This is a genomic window from Chryseobacterium taiwanense (genome assembly GCF_000813825.1).
Classification (GTDB): domain Bacteria; phylum Bacteroidota; class Bacteroidia; order Flavobacteriales; family Weeksellaceae; genus Chryseobacterium; species Chryseobacterium taiwanense.
The window spans coordinates 330354-351052 of record NZ_JWTA01000001.1; the positions used below are offsets into that span (position 1 = coordinate 330354).

Genomic DNA, 20699 nt, shown 5'->3' on the forward strand with positions numbered 1-20699 from the left:
CAAGCCGGGGCGTGATCGTATTACGTTTATAAGCAGTCTGTCATTCTGAACAAAATGCAGTGGAGTGAAGAATCTCTAAAAAATCAGCCAGAGATTCTTCCTTCGTCAGAATGACAAACTACATGGATAATTTATTTTTTAACAATTAAAGTTACACATTAATAATCCAATAATCCCATACTGAATTCATCATAAGGTGCACCTGTATCTGTTCCCAAAGGGACGATGCTTTCCAATTTCTGAAGTTCTGCTTCGGTTAATTCGATTTTTGAAGCTTCAATATTTTGCTCCAGATATTTTCTGCGCTTTGTTCCCGGAATAGGCAGAATGCCTTTACTGATAATCCAAGCCAAAGCTAATTGAGAAGATGTGATTTCTTTTTCTTTCGCCATATTTTCAATCGCTTCTACCAATTCAATATTTTTTTGGAAATGTTCTCCTTGAAAACGAGGAATTCCTCTTCTGAAATCATTTTCCGGCAAATCATTTATGGTCTTGATATTTCCGGATAAAAATCCTCTTCCTAGTGGAGAATAAGCCACAAAGCCAATTCCTAATTCGTTTAATGTTTTAATAACTCCTTTCTCTTCAACGGTTCTTTCAAATAAAGAATATTCACTCTGTACGGCAGAAACCGGATGAACGGCGTGTGCTCTTCTTACCGTTTCAGAAGACACTTCCGACAATCCGATATAACCGATCTTTCCTTCTTTTACCAGATCGCTCATTGCTTCTACGGTTTCTTCGATAGGGGTGTTTTTATCGAGACGGTGCATATAATACAGATCAATATAATCTGTCTTTAAGTTTTTCAAAGAACGTTCGACAGATTTTTTCACATAATCTTTATTCCCTTTGATTTTCCACGTGATCTGATCGTTGTCATCAATTTCCCATCCGAATTTTGTAGCGATGATATATTGGTCACGATTTCCTTCAATGGCTTTCGCAATTAATTGTTCATTTTTGAAAGGGCCATACAAGTCTGCAGTATCCAGAAAATTTCTACCTAATTCCAAAGAACGGTGAATGGTTACTATAGCTTCTTTCTCGTCGGCTTTGCCATACATATCCGCATCGCCAAAACCTGTCATTCCCATACATCCCAAACCAATATTGGGAACTACTAATCCCTGACTTCCTAATTTTACCTGATTCAATTTCATATCGTTAAATTTTATTGATACAAAATTCAACAGAAATTAAAAACCTGATGTATGCAAAACGATGATTGTCGTATGCAAATTACAGATTGTGTATTTTCTCTGAATTGTTATCCGGAAAATTTATACCATAATCATCTGCGTAATCAACAAAATCTGCGAGAGATAAAACTTATAAATAAAAATTCTTCCTTTGTCAAAATAACAAATGCGATATAATTATCTGTGAAGATCTGTGAAATCCGTGATAGATTAAAATAAATTCTTCACTCCACTTTCGTTTCATTTAGAATGATAATCGATAGTTTATTTTCTTGGTTTCGAGCTCATATAAAAACTCAACTTTCCACCATTCATAATATCAGAATGTTTCAATGTAAAATTTTTAATCTCTTTTCCGTTCAAAAGAATTTTCTGAACATACACATTTTTCGGACTTTGATCGATGGCTTCAATTTCAAATGTTTTTCCGTTTTCCAGATTTAAAACGGCATGATCAATTGCCGGACTTCCAATTGCGTAATCTTCGGATCCGGGAGCGACTGGATAAAAACCGAGTGAGCTCAAAATATACCACGCACTCATTTGTCCTGTATCATCATTTCCTCCCAATCCATCAGGAGTTGCTTTGTATTGCATTTCCAGAATATGACGAATCTGTGCCTGTGTTTTCCAAGGCTGTCCTGCCCAGTTGTAAAGGTAGGCAACATGATGTGCCGGTTCATTTCCGTGAACATAGCCACCGATAATTCCTTCTCGCGTAATATCTTCCGTATCTGCGAAAAATTCGTCCGGTAAATGCATGGTGAACAGTTCATCCAACTTTGATGCGAATTTTTTCTTTCCACCCATTAAACCAATAAGTTCATCTGGATTTTGAGGAACGAAGAAACTGTAATTCCATGAGTTTCCTTCAATAAAACCTTGTCCGTGAGTGCTTAATGCATTGAAATCTTTCTTAAAATTTCCATCTGCCAAACGTGGTCGCATAAATCCGGTTGTTTTATCAAAATTGTTTTTCCAGTTTTCAGAACGTTTGATAAATTGATTGTAAATTTCAGTTTCACCCAAATGTTTGGCTAATTGAGCAATCGCCCAGTCATCATAGGCATATTCCAACGTATTGGAAACTGATGTTCCGTTTTTTTCGGCAGGAATATATCCCAGATCGATATATTGTCCGATTCCTTCATAGTCTCTTTTGTTGGCTGTTGCGACACAGGCTTTCAACGCTTCTTTTGTATTACCATCATAATTCCCTTTAATAATAGCATCTGCGACCACACTTACACTATGATAACCGCTCATGCACCAGTTGTCATTCGCATAATGCGACCAGATCGGAAGCATTTTCATAGAAAACTGATCATAATGAGCCATCATCGATTTTACCATATCTCCATTTCTTTTAGGTTGAATGATATTGAAGAAAGGATGAAGCGCACGATATGTATCCCAAAGAGAGAACGTCGTATAGTTTGTGAAATTTTCTGCTTTATGAATGTTTTGATCCAAGCCTTTATATTCTCCGTTTACATCATTATAAGTGGTCGGATTGATAAAAGTATGGTACATGGCGGTATAAAAGTTTGTTTTTTCAGTTTCAGAACCTTTAATGACAATTTTATTTAATTCTTTATTCCAGGTTTCCTGTGTTTGTGCTTTTATCTGATCAAAAGATAGATTTCCGACTTCTTTTTCCAGATTTTCCAATGCGTTGGTTTGGCTTACCGGTGAAATTGCCAGTTTAACTTCAATCGCTTCATTCTCGTTGGTGTCAAAATCAAAATACATTTTCAGGTTTTTTCCTGCGATTTCCGGAAAGTTTTTGCTCTGATCGAATTTTCTCCAAAACCCATTATATACTTGCTTTCCATCGTAATTTTTCTGACCGTAAGATTTAAAAGGCTTTGAAAACTTCATCGCAAAATAAACCGTTCTCGTTCTCGCCCAACCGTTGGTCTGTCGGTATCCGGTAATAGTGTTTCCGTTCTCTATACAAACATAGGTCCAGACATTTTTGCCGTCATAATTATAAATTCCTGCCATCAGATCCAGAATAATGTGCGCCTGATCAGATTTCGGGAAAATATAGCGATGAACTCCGACTCTTGTTGTTGAGGTAAGTTCTGCTAAAATATTGTAGTCATCAAGTTTTACTTTATAATATCCTGCTTCTGCTTTTTCGTTCTGATGAGAAAACCTACTTCTGTATCCGTTTTCAGGATGAGTTGCTGTTCCCGGATTCAATTGTAATTTTCCAACGGTTGGCATTACTAAGAAATCTCCAAGATCAGAGTGACCTGTTCCGCTAAAATGAGTTGAGCTGAAACCTGTAATCGTTTTGTCTTCGTAACGGTAACCTGCACAATATTTATACACTTCGCCATTATATTTTCCGTTCAGCTCGTAAGAAATGGTATCTGTTTCTGGACTTAACTGTACGGCTCCGAATGGAGCTGTTGCACCGGGATAGGTATGACCCATTTTTTCTGTCCCAATCAAAGGATTTACATATTGATAAAGTTTTTCGAATTTTTGTGCTTTAACGTGTAAACTAAAACATAGTAAAAGAAGAAAAATAGGAGTTCCTGACCTTTTCATGGGTGAATATTTTTTTGGAAAGTAAATGTATATTTATTTTTCGGAAAAGCGGAAACCGATTCCGTGAATATTTTCAATCATGATATTAACTTCATCAGCGAAAATTTTTCTTAATCTTGAAATAAAAACATCTAGGCTTCGTCCCATAAAATAATCGTCATCGCCCCAAATGGCTTTCAGAATATCCTGTCTTTTAAGCACTGTATTTTTATTACGGATAAAATATAAAAGCAATTCGGATTCTCTTTGGGTGAGTGTTATTGTGTTTTCCGAAGTTTGTAAAGTATAGTTTTTGGGATCGAAATCATATTGCCCCACTTTATATTTTTGAGGAGCGGGTTCTGTTTTTTTCGAACGTTTCAGGAAAACTTCAATTTTCAGGATCAGTTCTTCAATACTGAAAGGCTTTACCAAATAATCATCTGCACCGATTTTCAATCCTTTAATTCGATCTTCTTTTAAAGCTTTCGCAGAAATGAAAATAATAGGAATTTCAGAATTTTTACTTCGAATATACTCAGCGAGTTCAAAGCCGTTCATTTCCGGCATCATAATATCTAAAAGGCAAATATCGAAACTTTCTTTATTAAATGCCTCCATTGCAGATTTTCCATCGGGGTAACAGGAAATGTCATAATAACTTTCCAGGCTGTCCTGAACAAGAAAAGCGATTGTGTTGTCGTCTTCGGCATATAAAATTTTAGATTTCTCCATGAATTGCACCTTATTATTTTAAAATGGTAAAAACAGAGTGATGGTAATTCCTTTATCGCTGTTATTTTCAACTGAAATTTTCCAGTTGTGTTGCTGAACAATCTTTTTTACATAAAATAAGCCCAGTCCGAAACCATTTACCTCGTCACTTTTCTTTGTATTGATTCTATAAAATTTATCAAAAATATGAGGAATGTTTTTAGCAGGAATTCCTATTCCGTTGTCTTTAAACTTTAAATATAAGCCTTTTGAATCTTTAAACGAAGAAATACTAATAATCGGGTCAGTTTCACAATATTTAATGGAATTGTCTAAAATGTTGTAAATGATATTACTAAAGTGAAATTCATCAGCAATAATTGAAATACTATCGTCAATATTTATTTCAATGGAAAGGTTTTCATTCTTGTGTTTTACATTGTCGACGATTTCCTGAATGAAAGGAAACAAAACGATTCGCTGAGGTTTCAATGACAATCCTGAAGCATCATTTTTAGCAATATTCAGTATTTTTTCAATGTGATTATTAAGCTTATGACTTTGATCGGTGATGATGGAAGTATAAGTCTGTAGCTTCTGGTTTCCTTTAATCTGATCTTGTTTTGTTAATGCTTCTGAAGCTAACAGTATAGATGAAAGAGGAGTTTTGAATTCATGCGTCATATTATTGATAAAATCCCTCTGCAATTCCGAGAATTTTTTTTGTTGAATGATCGTATAGATTGAGTACACATATACCAGAAGAATAATAATAAGAGCAAATGTAAGGACGTACCAAAAACGCAATGAGCTGATTAAATACGTTGTCTTATCAGGAAACCGGATAGAAAAATAATAGACCAGATTTTTATGTTTTGGAAACTGGATCACTTTATAATTAGGAGGTTCCTGATTTTTGGAAATAAATTTCCCATACATCATTTTATCACTATGGCAATTGTATAAAGCGTATACGTAATTGGTATTAATTTGAAAACGGGTAAATTCTGTTTTTAAATAATGCTCTAAAACAGCAGGATGAAATTCATTGTTGATATTAACGACATAATAATCATTAGAAATATTCTGAACGGGATTTTCTGCAAAAGAAGTTTTTCCGCCGGAAAGTTTTTCCACCACTTCAAGTAAAGCAATATTTACTTTTTGATTGAATTTTTGATTTTCCAGATTATAAGCTTGCCGGGTCCATAAGAGTTGGGTTATCAGAATTCCGATAATCGCTACAAACCCGAGAGTTATGATAATATTAAGTCTTTTTATTTCCATTTTGCAGAAACAATATTATCCAAAAATATCTATTAAATTTTTATCATTAACAACTTATTAACAAATGTTTGAAAGCAATTAACAAGTTGTATTCATATTCATCTTACATTTGCTTCATCGAAAGATATTAATCGGTTCTTTTAAATATTAAAATTTATACTCATGAAAAATTTAAAAATTACAGCACTTTTAGCAGTTTTAGCATGCTCTCCGTTTTATGCAAACGTATTACCAACTGACAATTCACCAGTGGTAAGAGTACTTGCAGATGCTATCAAATGGAAATCAGAATCTATTGATGTAGGAAATATTCCTCAGGGAAAACCAAAAGTAATCAGATTCGAATTTACAAATACATCTAATAAGCCAATCGTTATTGAAAATGTAGCGCCATCTTGTGGATGTACAACTGCTGATTATACAAAAACTCCGATCCTTCCAGGGAAAAAAGGATTTGTAGAAGCTAGCTACAATGCAGCAAATGCAGGAGCGTTTATGAAAACGGTAAACGTTACAACTAGTGACAGCAAAACTCCAAAGACTCTTTCTTTCAAAGGAACAGTGGTTGCTTCTTAATTAATTTAATCTTGTTCAATATAAAACAGCCTGATGAATTTTCGTCAGGCTGTTTTGTTTTTTATCAGTAGCGATTCAAAAACAATTATTTGTTGCATTATTTCTTGACATATTTTACAGGTTGGCGTTTCAATATTTATTATTTTTAAGAAAAAATAAAACGTATGAATCTTTATACACAACCAATGTTGCGTGAAGACGCGCTGAAAGATAAAGTGGCTATCGTCACAGGAGGAGGAAGCGGTCTTGGAAAAGCAATGACTAAATATTTCCTTCAACTGGGTGCAAAAGTAGTCATCACCTCAAGAAATTTGGAAAAACTACAAGTAACCGCCAAAGAACTGGAAGATGAAACCGGAGGAAAAGTTCTTTGTGTTGCCTGCGATGTAAGAAACTGGGAGGAAGTAGAAGCGATGAAAGAAGCTACTTTGAAAGAATTCGGAAAAATTGATATTTTATTGAATAATGCGGCAGGAAATTTTATCTCTCCAACTGAAAGATTAACCCATTCCGCATTCGATTCTATTTTAGATATTGTTTTAAAAGGAACAAAAAACTGTACCCTTTCTATCGGAAAACATTGGATTGATTCAAAAACTCCGGGTACGGTTTTAAATATTGTAACCACGTATTCTTGGACGGGTTCTGCATACGTAGTTCCCTCTGCCTGCGCAAAAGCAGGAGTGTTGGCAATGACCAGATCTCTTGCGGTAGAATGGGCAAAATATGGAATCCGTTTCAATGCAATTGCTCCTGGACCTTTCCCTACAAAAGGAGCTTGGGATAGATTGCTTCCGGGAGATCTGCAGGAAAAATTTGATATGAAGAAAAAAGTTCCGTTGAGAAGAGTAGGAGAGCATCAGGAATTGGCCAATCTGGCGGCTTATCTGGTTTCAGATTATTCTGCTTATATGAATGGTGAAGTGGTGACAATTGATGGAGGAGAATGGCTGCAGGGAGCAGGAGAATTCAATATGCTTGAAGATATTCCTCAGGAAATGTGGGATGCTTTGGAAGCAATGATTAAAGCTAAAAAATCAAATTGATTTAAAAGTGATATTAATTTCCCGGATTTGTAACGATTCCGGGATTTTTTTTACCAATTATATAAAATAAATTCAATGAACTTTAGACTCCCAACTCTTATTTCAGCCGTTGCTGTTGCTCTTTTTGCTCAGCCAACGTATGCACAGGAAGCCCCAAAATATGATTATGTAGAAACATTTAAACCATTTTTCTATCCGCAAACCGGGACTGCAACCCGATCGGCAAGCGGACAGCCGGGACATGCATATTGGCAAAATTCTGCAGATTATCATCTGAATGTTAGTCTTAATGAAGCTAAAAATGAAATTGCCGGAACTGCAGAGATTACTTATACAAACAACAGTCCGGACAGAATGGGCTTTCTATGGCTGCAACTGGATCAGAATTTATTTGAAAAAAACTCAAGAGGAAATGCCATAGTTCCTATGTCAGGAAGTAGAAACGGAGCTCATGGAGAAGAATTTGACGGAGGATATAAAATAAAGTCTGTAAAATATAACGGGAAAGACGTAAAATATACCATTACGGATACGAGAATGCAGATCGATCTTCCTGAAGAGCTTAAATCTAATGGTGGCGTTGCAAAAATTAAAATTGAATATACTTTCCTTTCTCCACAATACGGATCTGACAGAATGGGAATACAAGATACCAAGAATGGGAAAATCTTTACGATGGCTCAGTGGTATCCGAGAATGTGTGTATATGATGATGTTTTAGGGTGGAATACACTGCCTTATCTGGGAGCTTCAGAATTCTATCTGGAATATGGAAATATTACAGCGAATATCACCGTTCCTGCCAATCAGTATGTAGTTGCTTCCGGCGAATTGCTGAATGAAAAAGAAGTCTACACAAAAGAGGAAAATAAGAGATGGGAAGAAGCCAGAAACAGTGATAAAACGGTAATGATCCGACCAGAATCAGAATTGGGAAAAAATCAATCTACGGGAACAAAAACTTGGAAGTTTAAAATTAATCAGACAAGAGATTTTGCTTGGGCATCTTCTTCAGCGTTTATTTTAGATGCAGCGAGAATTAATCTTCCAAGCGGTAAAAAATCTGTAGCAATTTCAGCATACCCTGTAGAAAGTACCGGAGATAAAGCTTGGGGAAGATCTACGGAATATACAAAGGCAGCGATTGAGCATTATTCATCAAAATGGTACGAATATACGTATCCGGCTGCAACCAATGTTGCAGGAAATGAAGGAGGAATGGAATATCCGGGAATTGTCTTTTGCCATATGGACTCTAAAGGAGGTGATCTTTGGGGGGGTACAGATCACGAGTTCGGACACAACTGGTTCCCGATGGTCGTAGGTTCTAATGAAAGACTATTTGCATGGATGGATGAAGGTTTTAATACTTTTATCAATGAACTTTCAACGGAAGCTTTTAATAAAGGTGAGTATTATGAGAAGAAAAATATTGCTCAGATGGGAGGTTTTCTGATGAACGATAATTTCGAGCCGATCATGGTAGGACCAGATAATATGAAGGAAAGAAGCATCGGAGTTTTAGCATATTATAAACCGGGTCTTGGATTGGAAGTTTTAAGAAATTCGATTCTAGGCCCTGAGAAATTCGATAAAGCATTCAGAACGTATATCAATCGTTGGGCTTTCAAACATCCTACTCCTTGGGATTTTTTTCATACGATGGAAAATGTTTCCGGAGAAGAGCTGAGCTGGTTCTGGAGAGGTTGGTTTATTAATAAATGGAAAATAGACCAGTCTGTAAAAAATGTGAAGTATGTAAACGGAGATTTTAAAAACGGAGCGCAGATCACCGTTGAAAACCTGGGACAATTACCGATGCCCACAACTGTTCAGGTTAAATTTAAAGACGGAACGGAACAAATTGTAAAATTACCGGTAGAAGTCTGGAAAAGAAATACTGAATGGACTTTTAAAATCGATTCAAAAAAAGAAATTGCTCAGGTGAAACTGGATCCTAATTCTCAGATTCCTGATGTGAATCCTAACAATAACAGCTGGAGTTCCGACAATCAGTCTGGTAAATAAAAAGCTATTTAAAAAAAGGTTCAAAGGAATTTAATTTACCAAAGAAAAATAATTCAGATATTTATGCTCCGGAAAATTTTCCGGAGTTTTTTGTTTCAATAATAAATCAGGATTCATTGCTTCTTTATGAAACATATGTTTTATTTTTGTTTAACTTTTTAATTAAGAATAATGAAATTTAAATTTTCAGGACTATTGGTATTACTTTTCATCCTCAATTTTTCTCAGGATCTGAAAGTAATGAGTTTCAACATCAGACTTCAGGTAGAATCGGATAAAGATAATGCCTGGACGCAGAGAAAGCAGGATGCCATCGACTTATTGAGCTATTATCACCCCGATTATTTCGGAGTACAGGAAGCCCTTCCTGAGCAGATGAAAGACATTAAGAACGGGTTGAAGAATTATGATTATGTAGGAGTAGGAAGAGATGATGGAAAAGAAAAAGGGGAGTTTTCCGCTATTTTCTATGATACCAACAGGCTTCAGGTTCTCAATTCCGGAACATTCTGGTTGTCTGAAACTCCTGAAAAACCTTCAAAAGGTTGGGATGCGGCCTACAATAGAGTGTGTACGTATGCTGTTTTCAAAGATAAGAAGTCTAAAAAAGAATTTATGGCGCTTAACCTTCACTTCGATCACATAGGAAATGTAGCAAGAGTGAAATCTGCAGATTTAATTTTAAAGAAGATCAAAGAAATTAATCCTAAAAACTTACCGGTAACGTTAAGCGGAGATTTCAACTTAACTGATGATAGCGAGCCTATTAAAATACTTTCTCAGAATTTAACGGATTCTTTTTATCATTCTGAAACCAAACATTATGGTCCTGTAGGAACGTTTACCGGATTCAACGTAAATGAAGTTCCAAAAGATAGAATAGACTATATTTTTGTAAAAGGATTCAAAATAAAATCTCACAGACATATCAATGACAGAAGAGAAAATCTATTGTATCCGTCGGATCATTTCCCAGTATTGGTAGATATTTCTTTTTAAATAAAGATTAGTTTGTCGGAAAATCTATTTCAAATCCAATTCCTCTCAGGGATTGGATTTTGATTTCAGGATCATTGATGAAATATTTTCTTAATCTGCTGATAAAAACATCAAGGCTTCTTCCCGTAAAATAATCATTGGTTTCCCACAGATTATTCAAAATATCATCCCTTTTTATCGTTTTTTGATTGTGCTTCAAGAGATAAAGCAAAAGCTGCTGTTCACGGATCGTTAAACGAATATTTCCGTCTTTATGGGAGAGCAGAAGTTTTTCCGTATCTAAAAAATAATTTCCAATCTTTATTTGTGTTTCTGCGGTTGTGGGCAACGTTCTTTTAAGAATATTCTTAATTCTCAAAATAAGTTCTTCAGGATCGCAGGGCTTGGAAATATAATCGTCGGCTCCGATTTTTAGTCCTGTTAACCGATCAATTTTTTGATTTTTTGCGGTTAAAAACAAAATAGGAAATTCAGGTTTCTCCTTTAAAATCATTTTAGCTAATGAAAAGCCGTCAATATGGGGCATCATGATATCCAAAATCCCAATATGAAAAGAAAAATCTGACTTTAAAATCTCTGTAATATCTTGAGGGTTCTGAAACCAAACAACTTCAAAATCCTCCAGTTCTAGATACTGCTTCAGGATCATTCCAAAATCGGAATCGTCTTCTGCTAAAATGATCTTAATTTTCATAGGGTAAATTTATTTTAAAGAGCGTTCCTTCTTTGGGCTGAGAAATGACTTCAATTTTTCCTTTATACTGATCAATAATTTTTTTCACGAAATACAGTCCTAATCCCAATCCTTTCGTATTATGAATATTGTTGGATTGGATTCTGTAGAATTTTTCAAAGATATTTTTTAGCTCTTTTTTCTCTATACCTTCACCATTATCGGAAATCTCTATCATAAGACTCTCATGCAGATCCATGATATTTACTTTTACTAAAGAAGCGCCATATTTTACACTGTTTTCACAAAGATTTTTGATGATGGTTTCCAGAAGGCTCTTATCAAACGGAAGCTTTTTGGCAACATTGATCTCAGAATTAAATGTAATCTCCGGATAAGTAAAGGCTAAATCCTGAACAAAAAAGTTCCAGTCTTCAGGTTTAATTAAAAAGATTTCCCCTTCTTCATCCTTGTGGAGCTGTCGCATAAGATTTTCGAGGCGGCTAATCTGTCGGTCGATCAGAGGGAGGGTTTCAGGATTCCAGTCTTTTTTCAACGCTTTTGATGCAATTTTCAAAGTGGCGATAGGCGTTTTAAATTCATGCGAAATATTATCGACTACCGTATGAAGAACTTCTACCTGCTTCTGTTGTTTGATTAAATTCTTGACTGTGAAAATAAAGAGGGCTAAAACACTTGCGAGCAGTAAAAAACAGCATAAAAATAAAAGAATAAGCTCTTTAAATACGATGGTTTTAATATTTAAAATTTCAAACTCAGTAATACTTTCAACAAGAAAAGAATCTCTTTTGTTCAATTCACCATCTGTAGTAGAAGTAGAAGAGGTCTCCCATTTTCCTGAACTTGCAATCCCAGTTTTTTTCAATTTATTCTTTGTTTCGTATAAAACAACAGGCTTCTCGATGAGAGGTGTTTTGTCTGGAAGAGAAAGGATGGAAGTATATTGAATTTTGGCAGCAATTTTATAGCCTTCCTTTTTAAAATGATTGTCTATATACTTACTTATTTGGGGTTCTGTGTTTTTTTTGTTTTGCTCAAAATATCTCAGAAACTCTTCTTTGCTTATTTTTTTGTCACGGTATTTAATGAAAATCCTTTGTAGATCATCCTCAATAGAAACATCTTTTGCTTTACTTACTTCTTCCAGTTTGTCGGTGTAGTTTGTTAAACCTTGATGGATCGTTCTATAGATATCCCGCTCTTTTACCAGATACGTTTTATACATGAAATAGACCTGAATCCCCAACAACAGGAGAAAAAGGAAGGCAAACAGCGAAATAAGATATTTACTTTTGGAGATCATCAAAACAAAGATAAAAATTTAGTCTTTTCCTAATGGACATTAACCTGTCATTAACCTTCTGTTAACCGAAATTCTTGGCGACAATATGGAGTTTTGCTTCGTAATAATTCCGTAAAAAATTAAAAGATGTATAAATTTATTTTATTTCTGTGTTTCCCTGTTGTACTGTTTTCACAAAAACAAAGAATTGAAGGAACGGTTTCCAATACTGAACAGAAAAAGCTCTCCTCTGTAAGTGTTGAGGTGTATGATTCTCAAAATGTATTGGTAAAAACGCTGAATACCGATACTAATGGAATTTTTATATTGGAAGGAATTTCCGCAAATCCAATAAAAATAACGGTCAAAAATCCCGAATACGAATATTTCGAAAAGAGTTTTGATACAGGAAAACAACAAGTACTTGATATTGTTTTAAAAAGCAATCATAAAGATATTGAAGAGGTTACGGTAACGAAAAAGAAACCTGTAGTGAAGAGAAAGGTAGACAGATTAGAATTTAATGTGGAAAACAGTAACATTTCTTCACTTAATGCCTGGGAAATTTTGAAAAAAACACCAAATGTAACTGTGAATAACGATGTGTTGACAGTGAAAGGAAGCACTGGGATTTTAGTTACGATCAACGATAAAAAAATAATGTTGACGGGCGATGAACTGAAAAATTTGCTTGAAAATACTCAGGGCGATGAGGTGAAATCTGTTGAAGTCATCACAAATCCGCCGGCAAAGTATGAAGCACAGGGAAGCGCAGTGTTGAATATTGTAATGAAGAAAAACAAGATTGAGGGGTATCGTGGCGTAATTTCTTCAAAATATATTCAGACGCAATATGCAAAAGGAGTTTTTGGAATTTCTCAGTACTATAAAAAGAACAAATTCTCTGTAATGGGAAGCTATTACAGAGGAGCAGGAACGTATTTCAGGGAAGGAACAGATTATGTAAATTATCAGGAAGATCATACGAGGTGGATCAGTACCATGAACAGGAAGGATAAAAATAACAATCAGAATACGGTTAATTTTAATATTGAATATGAAGCAGACAGTTTAACGAATATAAGTCTCAATTATTCAGGATATTTCAGCCCGAAATCTTTCGGAACGTATAATGTGCCTACTTTGATTTACAATAATCAGAATATAGCAGAATCTAATTATCTCACCATTAATGATCACTATTCCCGAAGTATTAATAATTCTTTGAGCTTTCAAATTGATAGAAAATTAAACAAAAACAGCAGTCTGAGTTGGGTTAATTATTTTACGGGAAATAATTCCCGAAAGTATCAGAATGTCCTGACGTATCTAGATTTTGTTAATCAAGCTCCTGAAGAAAGAAATTTTTTAACGAATAATAAAAGTAATATTCAGCTTTATTCCACACAGTTTGACTATCAGTGGAAGAAGAATAAATTGGAACTGGAATCAGGGGCGAAATACAGTTTTGTGAAGACGAACAGCCAATTGGATTTCTCGGATAATGAAAACGGACAGCTTGAATACAGACCGGAAAAAAGCAATATTTTTGATTACAAAGAGCAAAACTTAGCACTTTATTCCTCTCTTGCCTACAATCTTGATAAATGGAGTTTCAAAGGCGGGCTTCGTGCGGAAATGACAGATTTGGAAGGGGTGGTTTCAGAACCTCATGAGATCAATAAAAACAATTACTGGAGCCTATTTCCAACAGCTTATGCACAATATATGACTGAAAATAAGCAGGAATTTGGGTTTTCATATGGAAAAAGAATTGGCCGTCCTTCCTATTCTTGGCTGAATCCAGCCAAATCTTATTATAATCTGTTCTCTTATTTTCAGGGAGATCCCAAACTGAAAGCGACAATCATCCATAATTTAAACCTAACATATTCATGGAAAGAATGGAATGTAGATCTTTATTACAGAAAAGAGCTGTATCCGTCAATGGAAATTTCTTTTCAGGAACCCAGCTCAAATAATCTGATCTACTATTTTACCAATATTGAAAAAGGACAGGCTTACGGATTGAATTTATATAGAAATTTTCAGATCAAACCTTGGTGGAATGTAGTTCTTTCAGAGAATCTGGAACATAATGAGAATTATTTCAAAGGAGTAGATAATATTCTTTATAAGAACAAAGTCTGGAACTGGGTTTCCAATATTTCCACTTCTTTTACGCTTGATAAAAATAGTGACTGGAAAATGGAAGTGGGGCACAATTATTATTCTCCCGGAATACAGGGAACATTCAGGATTTCAGAATGCTGGTCTGCTTATTTGGTGATGAACAGAAAATTCTTCAATAAAAAGCTGGAAGCAAGTTTCGTATTTAATGATATTTTCAGAACCATGGAGCAAAAAATAAGTACCCAATATGCGAATCAGGATAATTACTTTTTGGATTATCAGGATACACAAGGTTTTACATTTTCTTTGAAGTTCAATTTCGGGAATCAATCTGTGAAAAATGTTAAGACCATAAAGAAAACTGACGAACAGGAGCGATTGTAAAATTTAAAAATAAAATTATTTTTCATTAAATATTATCTGTACCTGAATGAATATCATTTCTCTGTCACATTTTCCTTAATTTTGGCACTAATTAATAAAATTGGGAATATGAAACAGTTTCTTTCGGGGCTATTAATGATTGTTACCTTGCAGCAGGTTTCTGCTCAGGAACTTTATATGCCGAGAAATATAAAGAAGGCGTATGAAAACGGAACAAGAAGTATATCGGGAGCACCGGGAAAAAACTATTGGCAAAATAAAGGAGTTTACAATGTTGAGGTAAAAGTGGATGGCGCAACGAAAATAGTTTCAGGGAAAGAAACGATCGTTTACAACAATAATAGTCCGAATGATCTGAATGAACTGGCCATACGATTTGTGAATAACTTGCACAAACCTCAGTCGCCGAGATCAGGATTTGTTTCCAAAGACTTTTTATCATCAGGATTAGACATTAAATCATTTACTGTAAATGGTGAAAAATATAATATCAATAGCGATGATTGGGGAACGGTAGAGAAAGTAAAACTGAATTCTGTTTTAAAATCTAAGTCAAAAGCTGAAATTAAAATAGAGTGGGAGTATCCTCTTTCTGTGCAGAGCGGAAGAGAAGGGCAAATAGATCCTGAAACATTTTATGTGGCTTATTCTTTCCCTAGAGTTTCTGTTTATGATGATTACAATGGATGGGATATGCTTCCTCACTCAGACAGACAGGAGTTTTATAACGACTTCAATGACTATTCGTTTGCGATTACAGCTCCAAAAAATTATGTAGTTTGGGCAACCGGAGATTTTTTGAATCCAGAAGCGGTTCTTCAACCGGAATATCTGAAAAGATATAAAGCTTCTTTAAAAAGTGATAAAGTTGTGAATATTGCTTCTGAGCAGGAAATGAAATCAGGGAAAGTCACGAAACCGAATAAATGGAATGTTTGGAAATTTAAAGCCAATCATATCACAGATTTTTGTTTTGCTTTAAGTAAGCATTATACATGGGATGCAGCAAGTGTACAGCTGAAAACAAAAAGAGTGAGTGTTCAGTCAGGATATAAAAACGGAGCCAAAGATTTTGAACATTATGTAGACTGGATGAGATATAATCTGGACTGGTTTTCGAAAAACTGGCCGGGTGTAGAATATCCTTATAATGTAATGACGGCTATTCAGGGATATGCAGATATGGAATATCCTATGATGATCAATGATACAAGTATTCCTGATGATCTTAAGGATGCAAGATTGACGGCAGATCACGAAATTGCACATACCTATTTCCCTTTTTATATGGGAATCAACGAAACGCGCTATGCTTTCATGGATGAAGGTTGGGCGACTACTTTGGAGTATCTGATCGGAATCGATGAAAATGGGGAAGCTGCAGCACAGGAATTTTACAAGAACTTCCGTGTAAAAAGATGGATCAATGATCCTTCTTCAGAACAAGATCAGCCTATCATTACGATGAGTACGCAGGTAAGCGGAGCGGGGTACGGAAATAACTCTTACGTAAAATCTTCTTTGTCTTATTTAGCCTTGAAAGATTATTTAGGAGATGAATTATTTAAAAAAGCACTTCATCATTATATGGATAACTGGAACGGAAAACATCCTATTCCATGGGATTACTTTAATTCAATGAGTACAGGTTCCGGTAAGAATTTGAACTGGTTCTTTAATAACTGGTTCTACACCAACAATTATATTGATTTAAAAGTTGAAGCCACCGCTCAGCAAAATAATCTGCTTTCCATTAGTGTAAACAATGTTGGTGGTTTTGCGATTCCTTTTGATGCTAAAATTAATTATGAAGACGGAGAAACTGAAAAAATACATTTCTCACCTTCTGTTTGGGAAAAAGATCAGAATAAGACGGTTCTTACGATTCCTATTAAGAAAAAAGTAAAATCGATTAATTTAGACGGAGGTCTTTTTATGGACTATACACCGGAAAATAATTCAAAAAATTTATAAATAAAAAGCCTGAGAATTTCTCAGGCTTTTTTAGTATTGAGTAAGGTTAATTTTAATATACCCTTAATCCTGCTCTTGCTCCTGATGTAGCGACCACAGACTGCATTCTTGTTTTTTGTCCTGCAGAGAACATGAACATCGCGGCATCATCTACATAATCCATATAGTTCATAAACATTACAGATCTTTGTACGCCTGAACAGGTATTGTAAAGAGGATAGCTTGGTTTTCCGTAATTAGCTGTTGTTTGAGTAGGAGTATCAGCAACTAAATCGTTTCCGCAGTTTGCATCTCCCCAAATATGTCTTAAGTTCAGATAGTGTCCTACTTCATGAGTCGCTGTTCTGCCCAGATTAAACGGAGAAGAAGCTCCTGTTTTACCAAAGAAAGGAGCGGCAATTACCACACCGTCATTCCATAATCCTGCTGACTCAGGGAATGTTGCATAGCCTAAAATCGTACTTCCCTGACTGGTCATTTTACCCACTACCCACATATTAAGATAATTAGTAGGGCTGGTTGCATCAATTCCTCCTGAAGAAGCTTTTTTCATGGCATCGTTGGTTCTCCAGCTCTTCGTATTGGTTTTTTTTCTTATTGTATTGACTAACCTGAATTTGACTTTAGTGTCTCCAGAACTTACCACTTGAAACTCAGTGGGAATTTTATTAACATCACTGTTGGTAGCAGTATAATCTTGATTCAGTACAGCAATTTGCTCTGCAATTCTTGCGTCAGAAACATTTTCAGCGGTTGTATTATAGAGAACATTGACAATTACCGGAATTTCTACCGTTCCATCGGCAAGTACTTTTCCTATTTTTAAATCATTGGCAAATTTTTCTGTATTGGCTTCCAAAGCTGCGAATCTCTGTCTTAGTTCAGAACTGTTTTTTAAAGCTTCCTGTCTTATTTCTTCCGAAGGGCAACCTCTTTTAACCAGATCAGAAGATTCTGTAGTACTGGATACATCTTCAGATGGATTGGTGATATTATCACTATTACAAGATGAGATAGATCCTATAACCAGGATCCCTAATAATAATTTTTTCATAACCATTATCTTTTAAATTTCTGTAAGTGAATTTAGAGTATTTGAAATTAGTATGCAATAATAGTTTGTAATATATCGTGTTGATTTAATAATATTTTTGTTGTAAATTTGTGATATATGTATTTGTTTTAAGGTTTTTGTAAATTGTATATTTCGATTATTTCAAGTGTAGAATAAAAAACCTTTCCCTAATTATAGAGAAAGGCTTCCTTGAGTTAAATATATAATTGAATGTGTTTTGTGTAAGATTTAAGATTCTGCAAAACCATTTTTAATTGCATAAATAGCTAGTCCTACCCTTGTTTTCAGCTCTAGTTTTTCGCAAAGTTGATCGCGGTAGCTTTCTACTGTTCTTGGGCTGCAGAACATTTTTTCTGCAATTTCTTTATAGCTAAGCTCTGTGACTGTATATTTTAAAAATTCTTTTTCCCTTTCCGAAATTTTTATATTCGTATCAGCATCATGATGATTGTTCAGGTTAGAAAGAATGATTTTTGAAGCCCATTCCGGATAAAAATAACCGTCTTTATTAAGCCTTGTCAAAGCTTCCTCCAAATCTTTCGGGTGAGTGTTTTTCAGCAAATAGCCTTTTGCTCCGTTCTTCACCATTTTGATCACACTCTTATCATCTCCCTGCATACTTAAAGCCATTACTTTGATGTCCGGATGATTGTCCTGAAGCCATAAAACCGTTTCAAAACCATCCATAATCGGCATACTGATATCTAAAAGGATGATATCGGGAATAGCATTGTTGGCTTCAAACTTTTGAATAAGATCTTTCCCGTTTTCTGCAACATAAATCACTTCGAAGTCGTTAAAATTATCAATAATTCCCTCCAAAGCCTTTGCAATAAGCACGTGATCGTCTACAATTACTATCGTCTTTTTCATGGATTTCTTTTTAAAATTATTTTAACTTGTGTTCCTTTATTTTTCTCACTTTCTATTGTGAAATCTGCATTAATGATTTTGGCTCTGTTCTTCATATTGGTAAGCCCAATACCATGGTTAAGTGTTTTTGATGTATCAAAACCTATTCCGTCATCATTAATTTCCAGTTGCCATAGAAAATCCTCTGACGTATTTAATTTGATGTAAATATTCTTACATTGAGAATGTTTAATACTATTTTGAATGAATTCCTGAGTAATTCTTAGCAGTACATTTTTGTGTACAAAACTTAGATCTAATCGGTCAAAATTATGCTCAAAAACAATATTACATTTTTTAAATGAGTTTGTATTATCTACTTCCTCCTGTATAAGAGTTACAATTTCTTTTTTATTAATATTATCGTCTGTCAGTGTCTTTGAAAGACTTCGAAGATCATGTAACGACTGATTGATGATTTGTGAAACCTGTTCAATTCTTTCACTCGCTTCCGGAACTTTATTCTCATACAACATTTGCTGAGTATAAAGACTCACTAAGGTAAGTTTTTGCCCTATATTATCATGCAGCTCTCTCCCGATTTGCTGCATGGTTGCTTGCTGAATTTCTAATTGGGTAGCAAGCAATTCTTTTTGATGAATCTCGTTATTTATTTCAATTTCATTCAGGTATTCTTTTTTTCTCTGCTGATATTTTCTAATATAAATCATCACGGCTACAACAAAGAATACAAAAAATAAATTGAATAAAACAATCGTTAAGAATAATTCTGTTTTCCCCATATAAATGAACTTGCAAATAATAGATACATAACAATTCCCGACATCAGAAAGTAGCTAAAATATATATTCCAGATTTCTTTGTGTTCATACAACTCAAAGTAAAATGACCAAAACGGAAGTGTACCGATATAAAACAAAGTTACTCCGATATTGATGTAAAACATTCTGTTTTTCGCAAAATGTAAAATGTTGTCAGAGTTAATTTGCTTGTAATATTCCATGACGACAAGAAACATAAGTAGTAAGCTTCCAAGGGTATAAGAAAATGAATAAATCACTTTATTTTTTATCAAATTAAAATACAACTCATGTGGAATAAATGACAAAAGATATAGAGCTGTAAATAGATAAAAGATATTTTTCTTACCTAAAGATTTCCATGCATACAACCAATAGAAAAATATAAACTCTATTGGGATAACAAAATAATTGAAAAAGGAAACTTTTGAATAGGAGATAAAATGGTCTCCATATTTTCCAAATGTTTCACAGATAAAAATGAAAATAAGAAAAAAAGAAAAATAACGATAATGGCTTTCTTTTATTCTTTTGAAATAGAGAATTGAGACTAATGCAGCGATGCCCTCGCTCATTCTCATACAGTGTTGGATGAATATCTGGAAATCGGTCATTAAAAAATCAATTAAAAAGACTCAACATTTGTTGGACCTGGTGGAACTAGATCGCCGTGGTTTTGTGCTAAAGCCATTCTTCCGGTTATTGCCAAAGCATTTTCTTCTTCGAAAGGATTAAAGTCATAATTCAAACCATCTACTTTTTTTGTCGGAACCATCACTAATGTATGTTTTTTTGAAAAACTCTGCGGTATTGGTTCTTGGGGAACTTCAGGATATGCCGCATAATAAAAACGTACACCTAAATCTTCTTCAGAAATTGAACTGTCAAGACTCTGAGCAGCTTCTTCGATCTCTGTAATAAATTTTTTTAGCGTTACAAAATCAAACCAAATCGAATGGGCATCATCAGTTCCTAGATTCTCGTTGATATATTTTAGTTGGTTTGAACGATAGTTATCAACCAGATTTTGGATGATTTCGGATGATATTTTAGCGTTTAAAGATTCCATTTTATTAGTGTTTATAAAT

16 protein-coding genes are annotated in these 20699 nt (G+C 34.6%); 6 read left to right on the forward strand and 10 right to left on the reverse strand.

The features are described from left to right. Nucleotides 1-158: 158 nt before the first annotated feature. The 4 genes from RM51_RS01545 to RM51_RS01560 all read right to left on the reverse strand — a co-directional run bounded on the left by RM51_RS01545 (nucleotide 159) and on the right by RM51_RS01560 (nucleotide 5747). Nucleotides 159-1166 carry an aldo/keto reductase gene (locus RM51_RS01545; protein WP_039364341.1) on the reverse strand — a complete coding sequence of 336 codons (1008 nt, stop codon included), beginning with the start codon at nucleotides 1164-1166 and terminating at the stop codon, nucleotides 159-161. A gap of 303 nt (nucleotides 1167-1469) precedes the next feature. Then, nucleotides 1470-3767, reverse strand: coding sequence for a GH92 family glycosyl hydrolase (locus RM51_RS01550; RefSeq protein ID WP_084110887.1), 2298 nt, complete (start codon nucleotides 3765-3767; stop codon nucleotides 1470-1472). A gap of 33 nt (nucleotides 3768-3800) precedes the next feature. Next, nucleotides 3801-4481, reverse strand: coding sequence for a response regulator transcription factor (locus tag RM51_RS01555; RefSeq protein WP_039364344.1), 681 nt, complete (start codon nucleotides 4479-4481; stop codon nucleotides 3801-3803). 18 nt (nucleotides 4482-4499) lie between these two features. Continuing rightward, complete coding sequence (locus tag RM51_RS01560) at nucleotides 4500-5747, reverse strand: sensor histidine kinase (RefSeq protein ID WP_039364347.1); 1248 nt, start codon at nucleotides 5745-5747, stop codon at nucleotides 4500-4502. Nucleotides 5748-5909: 162 nt separating this feature from the next. On the opposite strand from RM51_RS01560, the gene RM51_RS01565 reads away from it, so the two are divergent. From RM51_RS01565 to RM51_RS01580, 4 genes are all read left to right on the forward strand, one after another. Further along, on the forward strand, nucleotides 5910-6323 hold the full coding sequence (locus RM51_RS01565; RefSeq protein WP_039364350.1) for a DUF1573 domain-containing protein: 414 nt from the start codon (nucleotides 5910-5912) through the stop codon (nucleotides 6321-6323). Nucleotides 6324-6487: 164 nt separating this feature from the next. Continuing rightward, complete coding sequence (locus RM51_RS01570; RefSeq protein ID WP_039364353.1) at nucleotides 6488-7369, forward strand: SDR family oxidoreductase; 882 nt, start codon at nucleotides 6488-6490, stop codon at nucleotides 7367-7369. Between the two features lie 75 nt (nucleotides 7370-7444). Beyond that, nucleotides 7445-9397, forward strand: coding sequence for a M1 family metallopeptidase (locus RM51_RS01575; protein WP_039364356.1), 1953 nt, complete (start codon nucleotides 7445-7447; stop codon nucleotides 9395-9397). Between the two features lie 171 nt (nucleotides 9398-9568). Next, nucleotides 9569-10396, forward strand: a complete 828-nt coding sequence (locus RM51_RS01580) for an endonuclease/exonuclease/phosphatase family protein (protein WP_039364359.1) — start codon at nucleotides 9569-9571, stop codon at nucleotides 10394-10396. A gap of 7 nt (nucleotides 10397-10403) precedes the next feature. Here RM51_RS01580 and RM51_RS01585 read toward each other — a convergent pair whose 3' ends face one another. Both RM51_RS01585 and RM51_RS01590 read right to left on the reverse strand, forming a co-directional pair. Then, entirely contained in the window at nucleotides 10404-11090 is a 687-nt protein-coding gene (locus RM51_RS01585; protein WP_039364362.1) for a response regulator transcription factor, read from the reverse strand. Further along, nucleotides 11080-12393, reverse strand: coding sequence for a sensor histidine kinase (locus RM51_RS01590; protein WP_039364364.1), 1314 nt, complete (start codon nucleotides 12391-12393; stop codon nucleotides 11080-11082). The genes RM51_RS01585 and RM51_RS01590 overlap by 11 nt, the downstream gene beginning before the upstream one ends. A 126-nt stretch (nucleotides 12394-12519) precedes the next feature. Here RM51_RS01590 and RM51_RS01595 point away from each other — a divergent pair, with 126 nt between their 5' ends. Both RM51_RS01595 and RM51_RS01600 read left to right on the forward strand, forming a co-directional pair. Next, nucleotides 12520-14889, forward strand: a complete 2370-nt coding sequence (locus tag RM51_RS01595) for an outer membrane beta-barrel family protein (protein WP_039364366.1) — start codon at nucleotides 12520-12522, stop codon at nucleotides 14887-14889. Nucleotides 14890-14997: 108 nt separating this feature from the next. Further along, nucleotides 14998-16863, forward strand: coding sequence for a M1 family metallopeptidase (locus tag RM51_RS01600; protein ID WP_039364368.1), 1866 nt, complete (start codon nucleotides 14998-15000; stop codon nucleotides 16861-16863). A gap of 52 nt (nucleotides 16864-16915) precedes the next feature. Here RM51_RS01600 and RM51_RS01605 read toward each other — a convergent pair whose 3' ends face one another. The 4 genes from RM51_RS01605 to RM51_RS01625 all read right to left on the reverse strand — a co-directional run bounded on the left by RM51_RS01605 (nucleotide 16916) and on the right by RM51_RS01625 (nucleotide 20680). Continuing rightward, on the reverse strand, nucleotides 16916-17917 hold the full coding sequence (locus RM51_RS01605) for a zinc metalloprotease (RefSeq protein WP_039364370.1): 1002 nt from the start codon (nucleotides 17915-17917) through the stop codon (nucleotides 16916-16918). Nucleotides 17918-18166: 249 nt separating this feature from the next. Then, nucleotides 18167-18811, reverse strand: coding sequence for a response regulator transcription factor (locus RM51_RS01610; protein ID WP_039364373.1), 645 nt, complete (start codon nucleotides 18809-18811; stop codon nucleotides 18167-18169). Next, nucleotides 18808-19593, reverse strand: coding sequence for a sensor histidine kinase (locus RM51_RS01615; RefSeq protein ID WP_039364376.1), 786 nt, complete (start codon nucleotides 19591-19593; stop codon nucleotides 18808-18810). Before RM51_RS01615 ends, RM51_RS01610 begins: the two co-directional genes overlap by 4 nt. 643 nt (nucleotides 19594-20236) lie before the next feature. Further along, complete coding sequence (locus RM51_RS01625) at nucleotides 20237-20680, reverse strand: hypothetical protein (RefSeq protein WP_039364384.1); 444 nt, start codon at nucleotides 20678-20680, stop codon at nucleotides 20237-20239. Nucleotides 20681-20699: the final 19 nt, after the last annotated feature.

What these genes read in the sequence shown, in the direction of transcription:
- RM51_RS01570 (WP_039364353.1), top strand. Translation starts at nt 6,488, where the DNA reads ATGAATCTTTATACACAACCAATGTTGCGTGAAGACGCGCTGAAAGAT.
- RM51_RS01595 (WP_039364366.1), top strand. Translation starts at nt 12,520, where the DNA reads ATGTATAAATTTATTTTATTTCTGTGTTTCCCTGTTGTACTGTTTTCA.
- RM51_RS01580 (WP_039364359.1), top strand. Translation starts at nt 9,569, where the DNA reads ATGAAATTTAAATTTTCAGGACTATTGGTATTACTTTTCATCCTCAAT.
- RM51_RS01550 (WP_084110887.1), bottom strand. Translation starts at nt 3,767, where the DNA reads ATGAAAAGGTCAGGAACTCCTATTTTTCTTCTTTTACTATGTTTTAGT.
- RM51_RS01545 (WP_039364341.1), bottom strand. Translation starts at nt 1,166, where the DNA reads ATGAAATTGAATCAGGTAAAATTAGGAAGTCAGGGATTAGTAGTTCCC.
- RM51_RS01615 (WP_039364376.1), bottom strand. Translation starts at nt 19,593, where the DNA reads ATGGGGAAAACAGAATTATTCTTAACGATTGTTTTATTCAATTTATTT.
- RM51_RS01560 (WP_039364347.1), bottom strand. Translation starts at nt 5,747, where the DNA reads ATGGAAATAAAAAGACTTAATATTATCATAACTCTCGGGTTTGTAGCG.
- RM51_RS01585 (WP_039364362.1), bottom strand. Translation starts at nt 11,090, where the DNA reads ATGAAAATTAAGATCATTTTAGCAGAAGACGATTCCGATTTTGGAATG.
- RM51_RS01590 (WP_039364364.1), bottom strand. Translation starts at nt 12,393, where the DNA reads ATGATCTCCAAAAGTAAATATCTTATTTCGCTGTTTGCCTTCCTTTTT.
- RM51_RS01555 (WP_039364344.1), bottom strand. Translation starts at nt 4,481, where the DNA reads ATGGAGAAATCTAAAATTTTATATGCCGAAGACGACAACACAATCGCT.
- RM51_RS01625 (WP_039364384.1), bottom strand. Translation starts at nt 20,680, where the DNA reads ATGGAATCTTTAAACGCTAAAATATCATCCGAAATCATCCAAAATCTG.
- RM51_RS01575 (WP_039364356.1), top strand. Translation starts at nt 7,445, where the DNA reads ATGAACTTTAGACTCCCAACTCTTATTTCAGCCGTTGCTGTTGCTCTT.
- RM51_RS01600 (WP_039364368.1), top strand. Translation starts at nt 14,998, where the DNA reads ATGAAACAGTTTCTTTCGGGGCTATTAATGATTGTTACCTTGCAGCAG.
- RM51_RS01605 (WP_039364370.1), bottom strand. Translation starts at nt 17,917, where the DNA reads ATGAAAAAATTATTATTAGGGATCCTGGTTATAGGATCTATCTCATCT.
- RM51_RS01610 (WP_039364373.1), bottom strand. Translation starts at nt 18,811, where the DNA reads ATGAAAAAGACGATAGTAATTGTAGACGATCACGTGCTTATTGCAAAG.
- RM51_RS01565 (WP_039364350.1), top strand. Translation starts at nt 5,910, where the DNA reads ATGAAAAATTTAAAAATTACAGCACTTTTAGCAGTTTTAGCATGCTCT.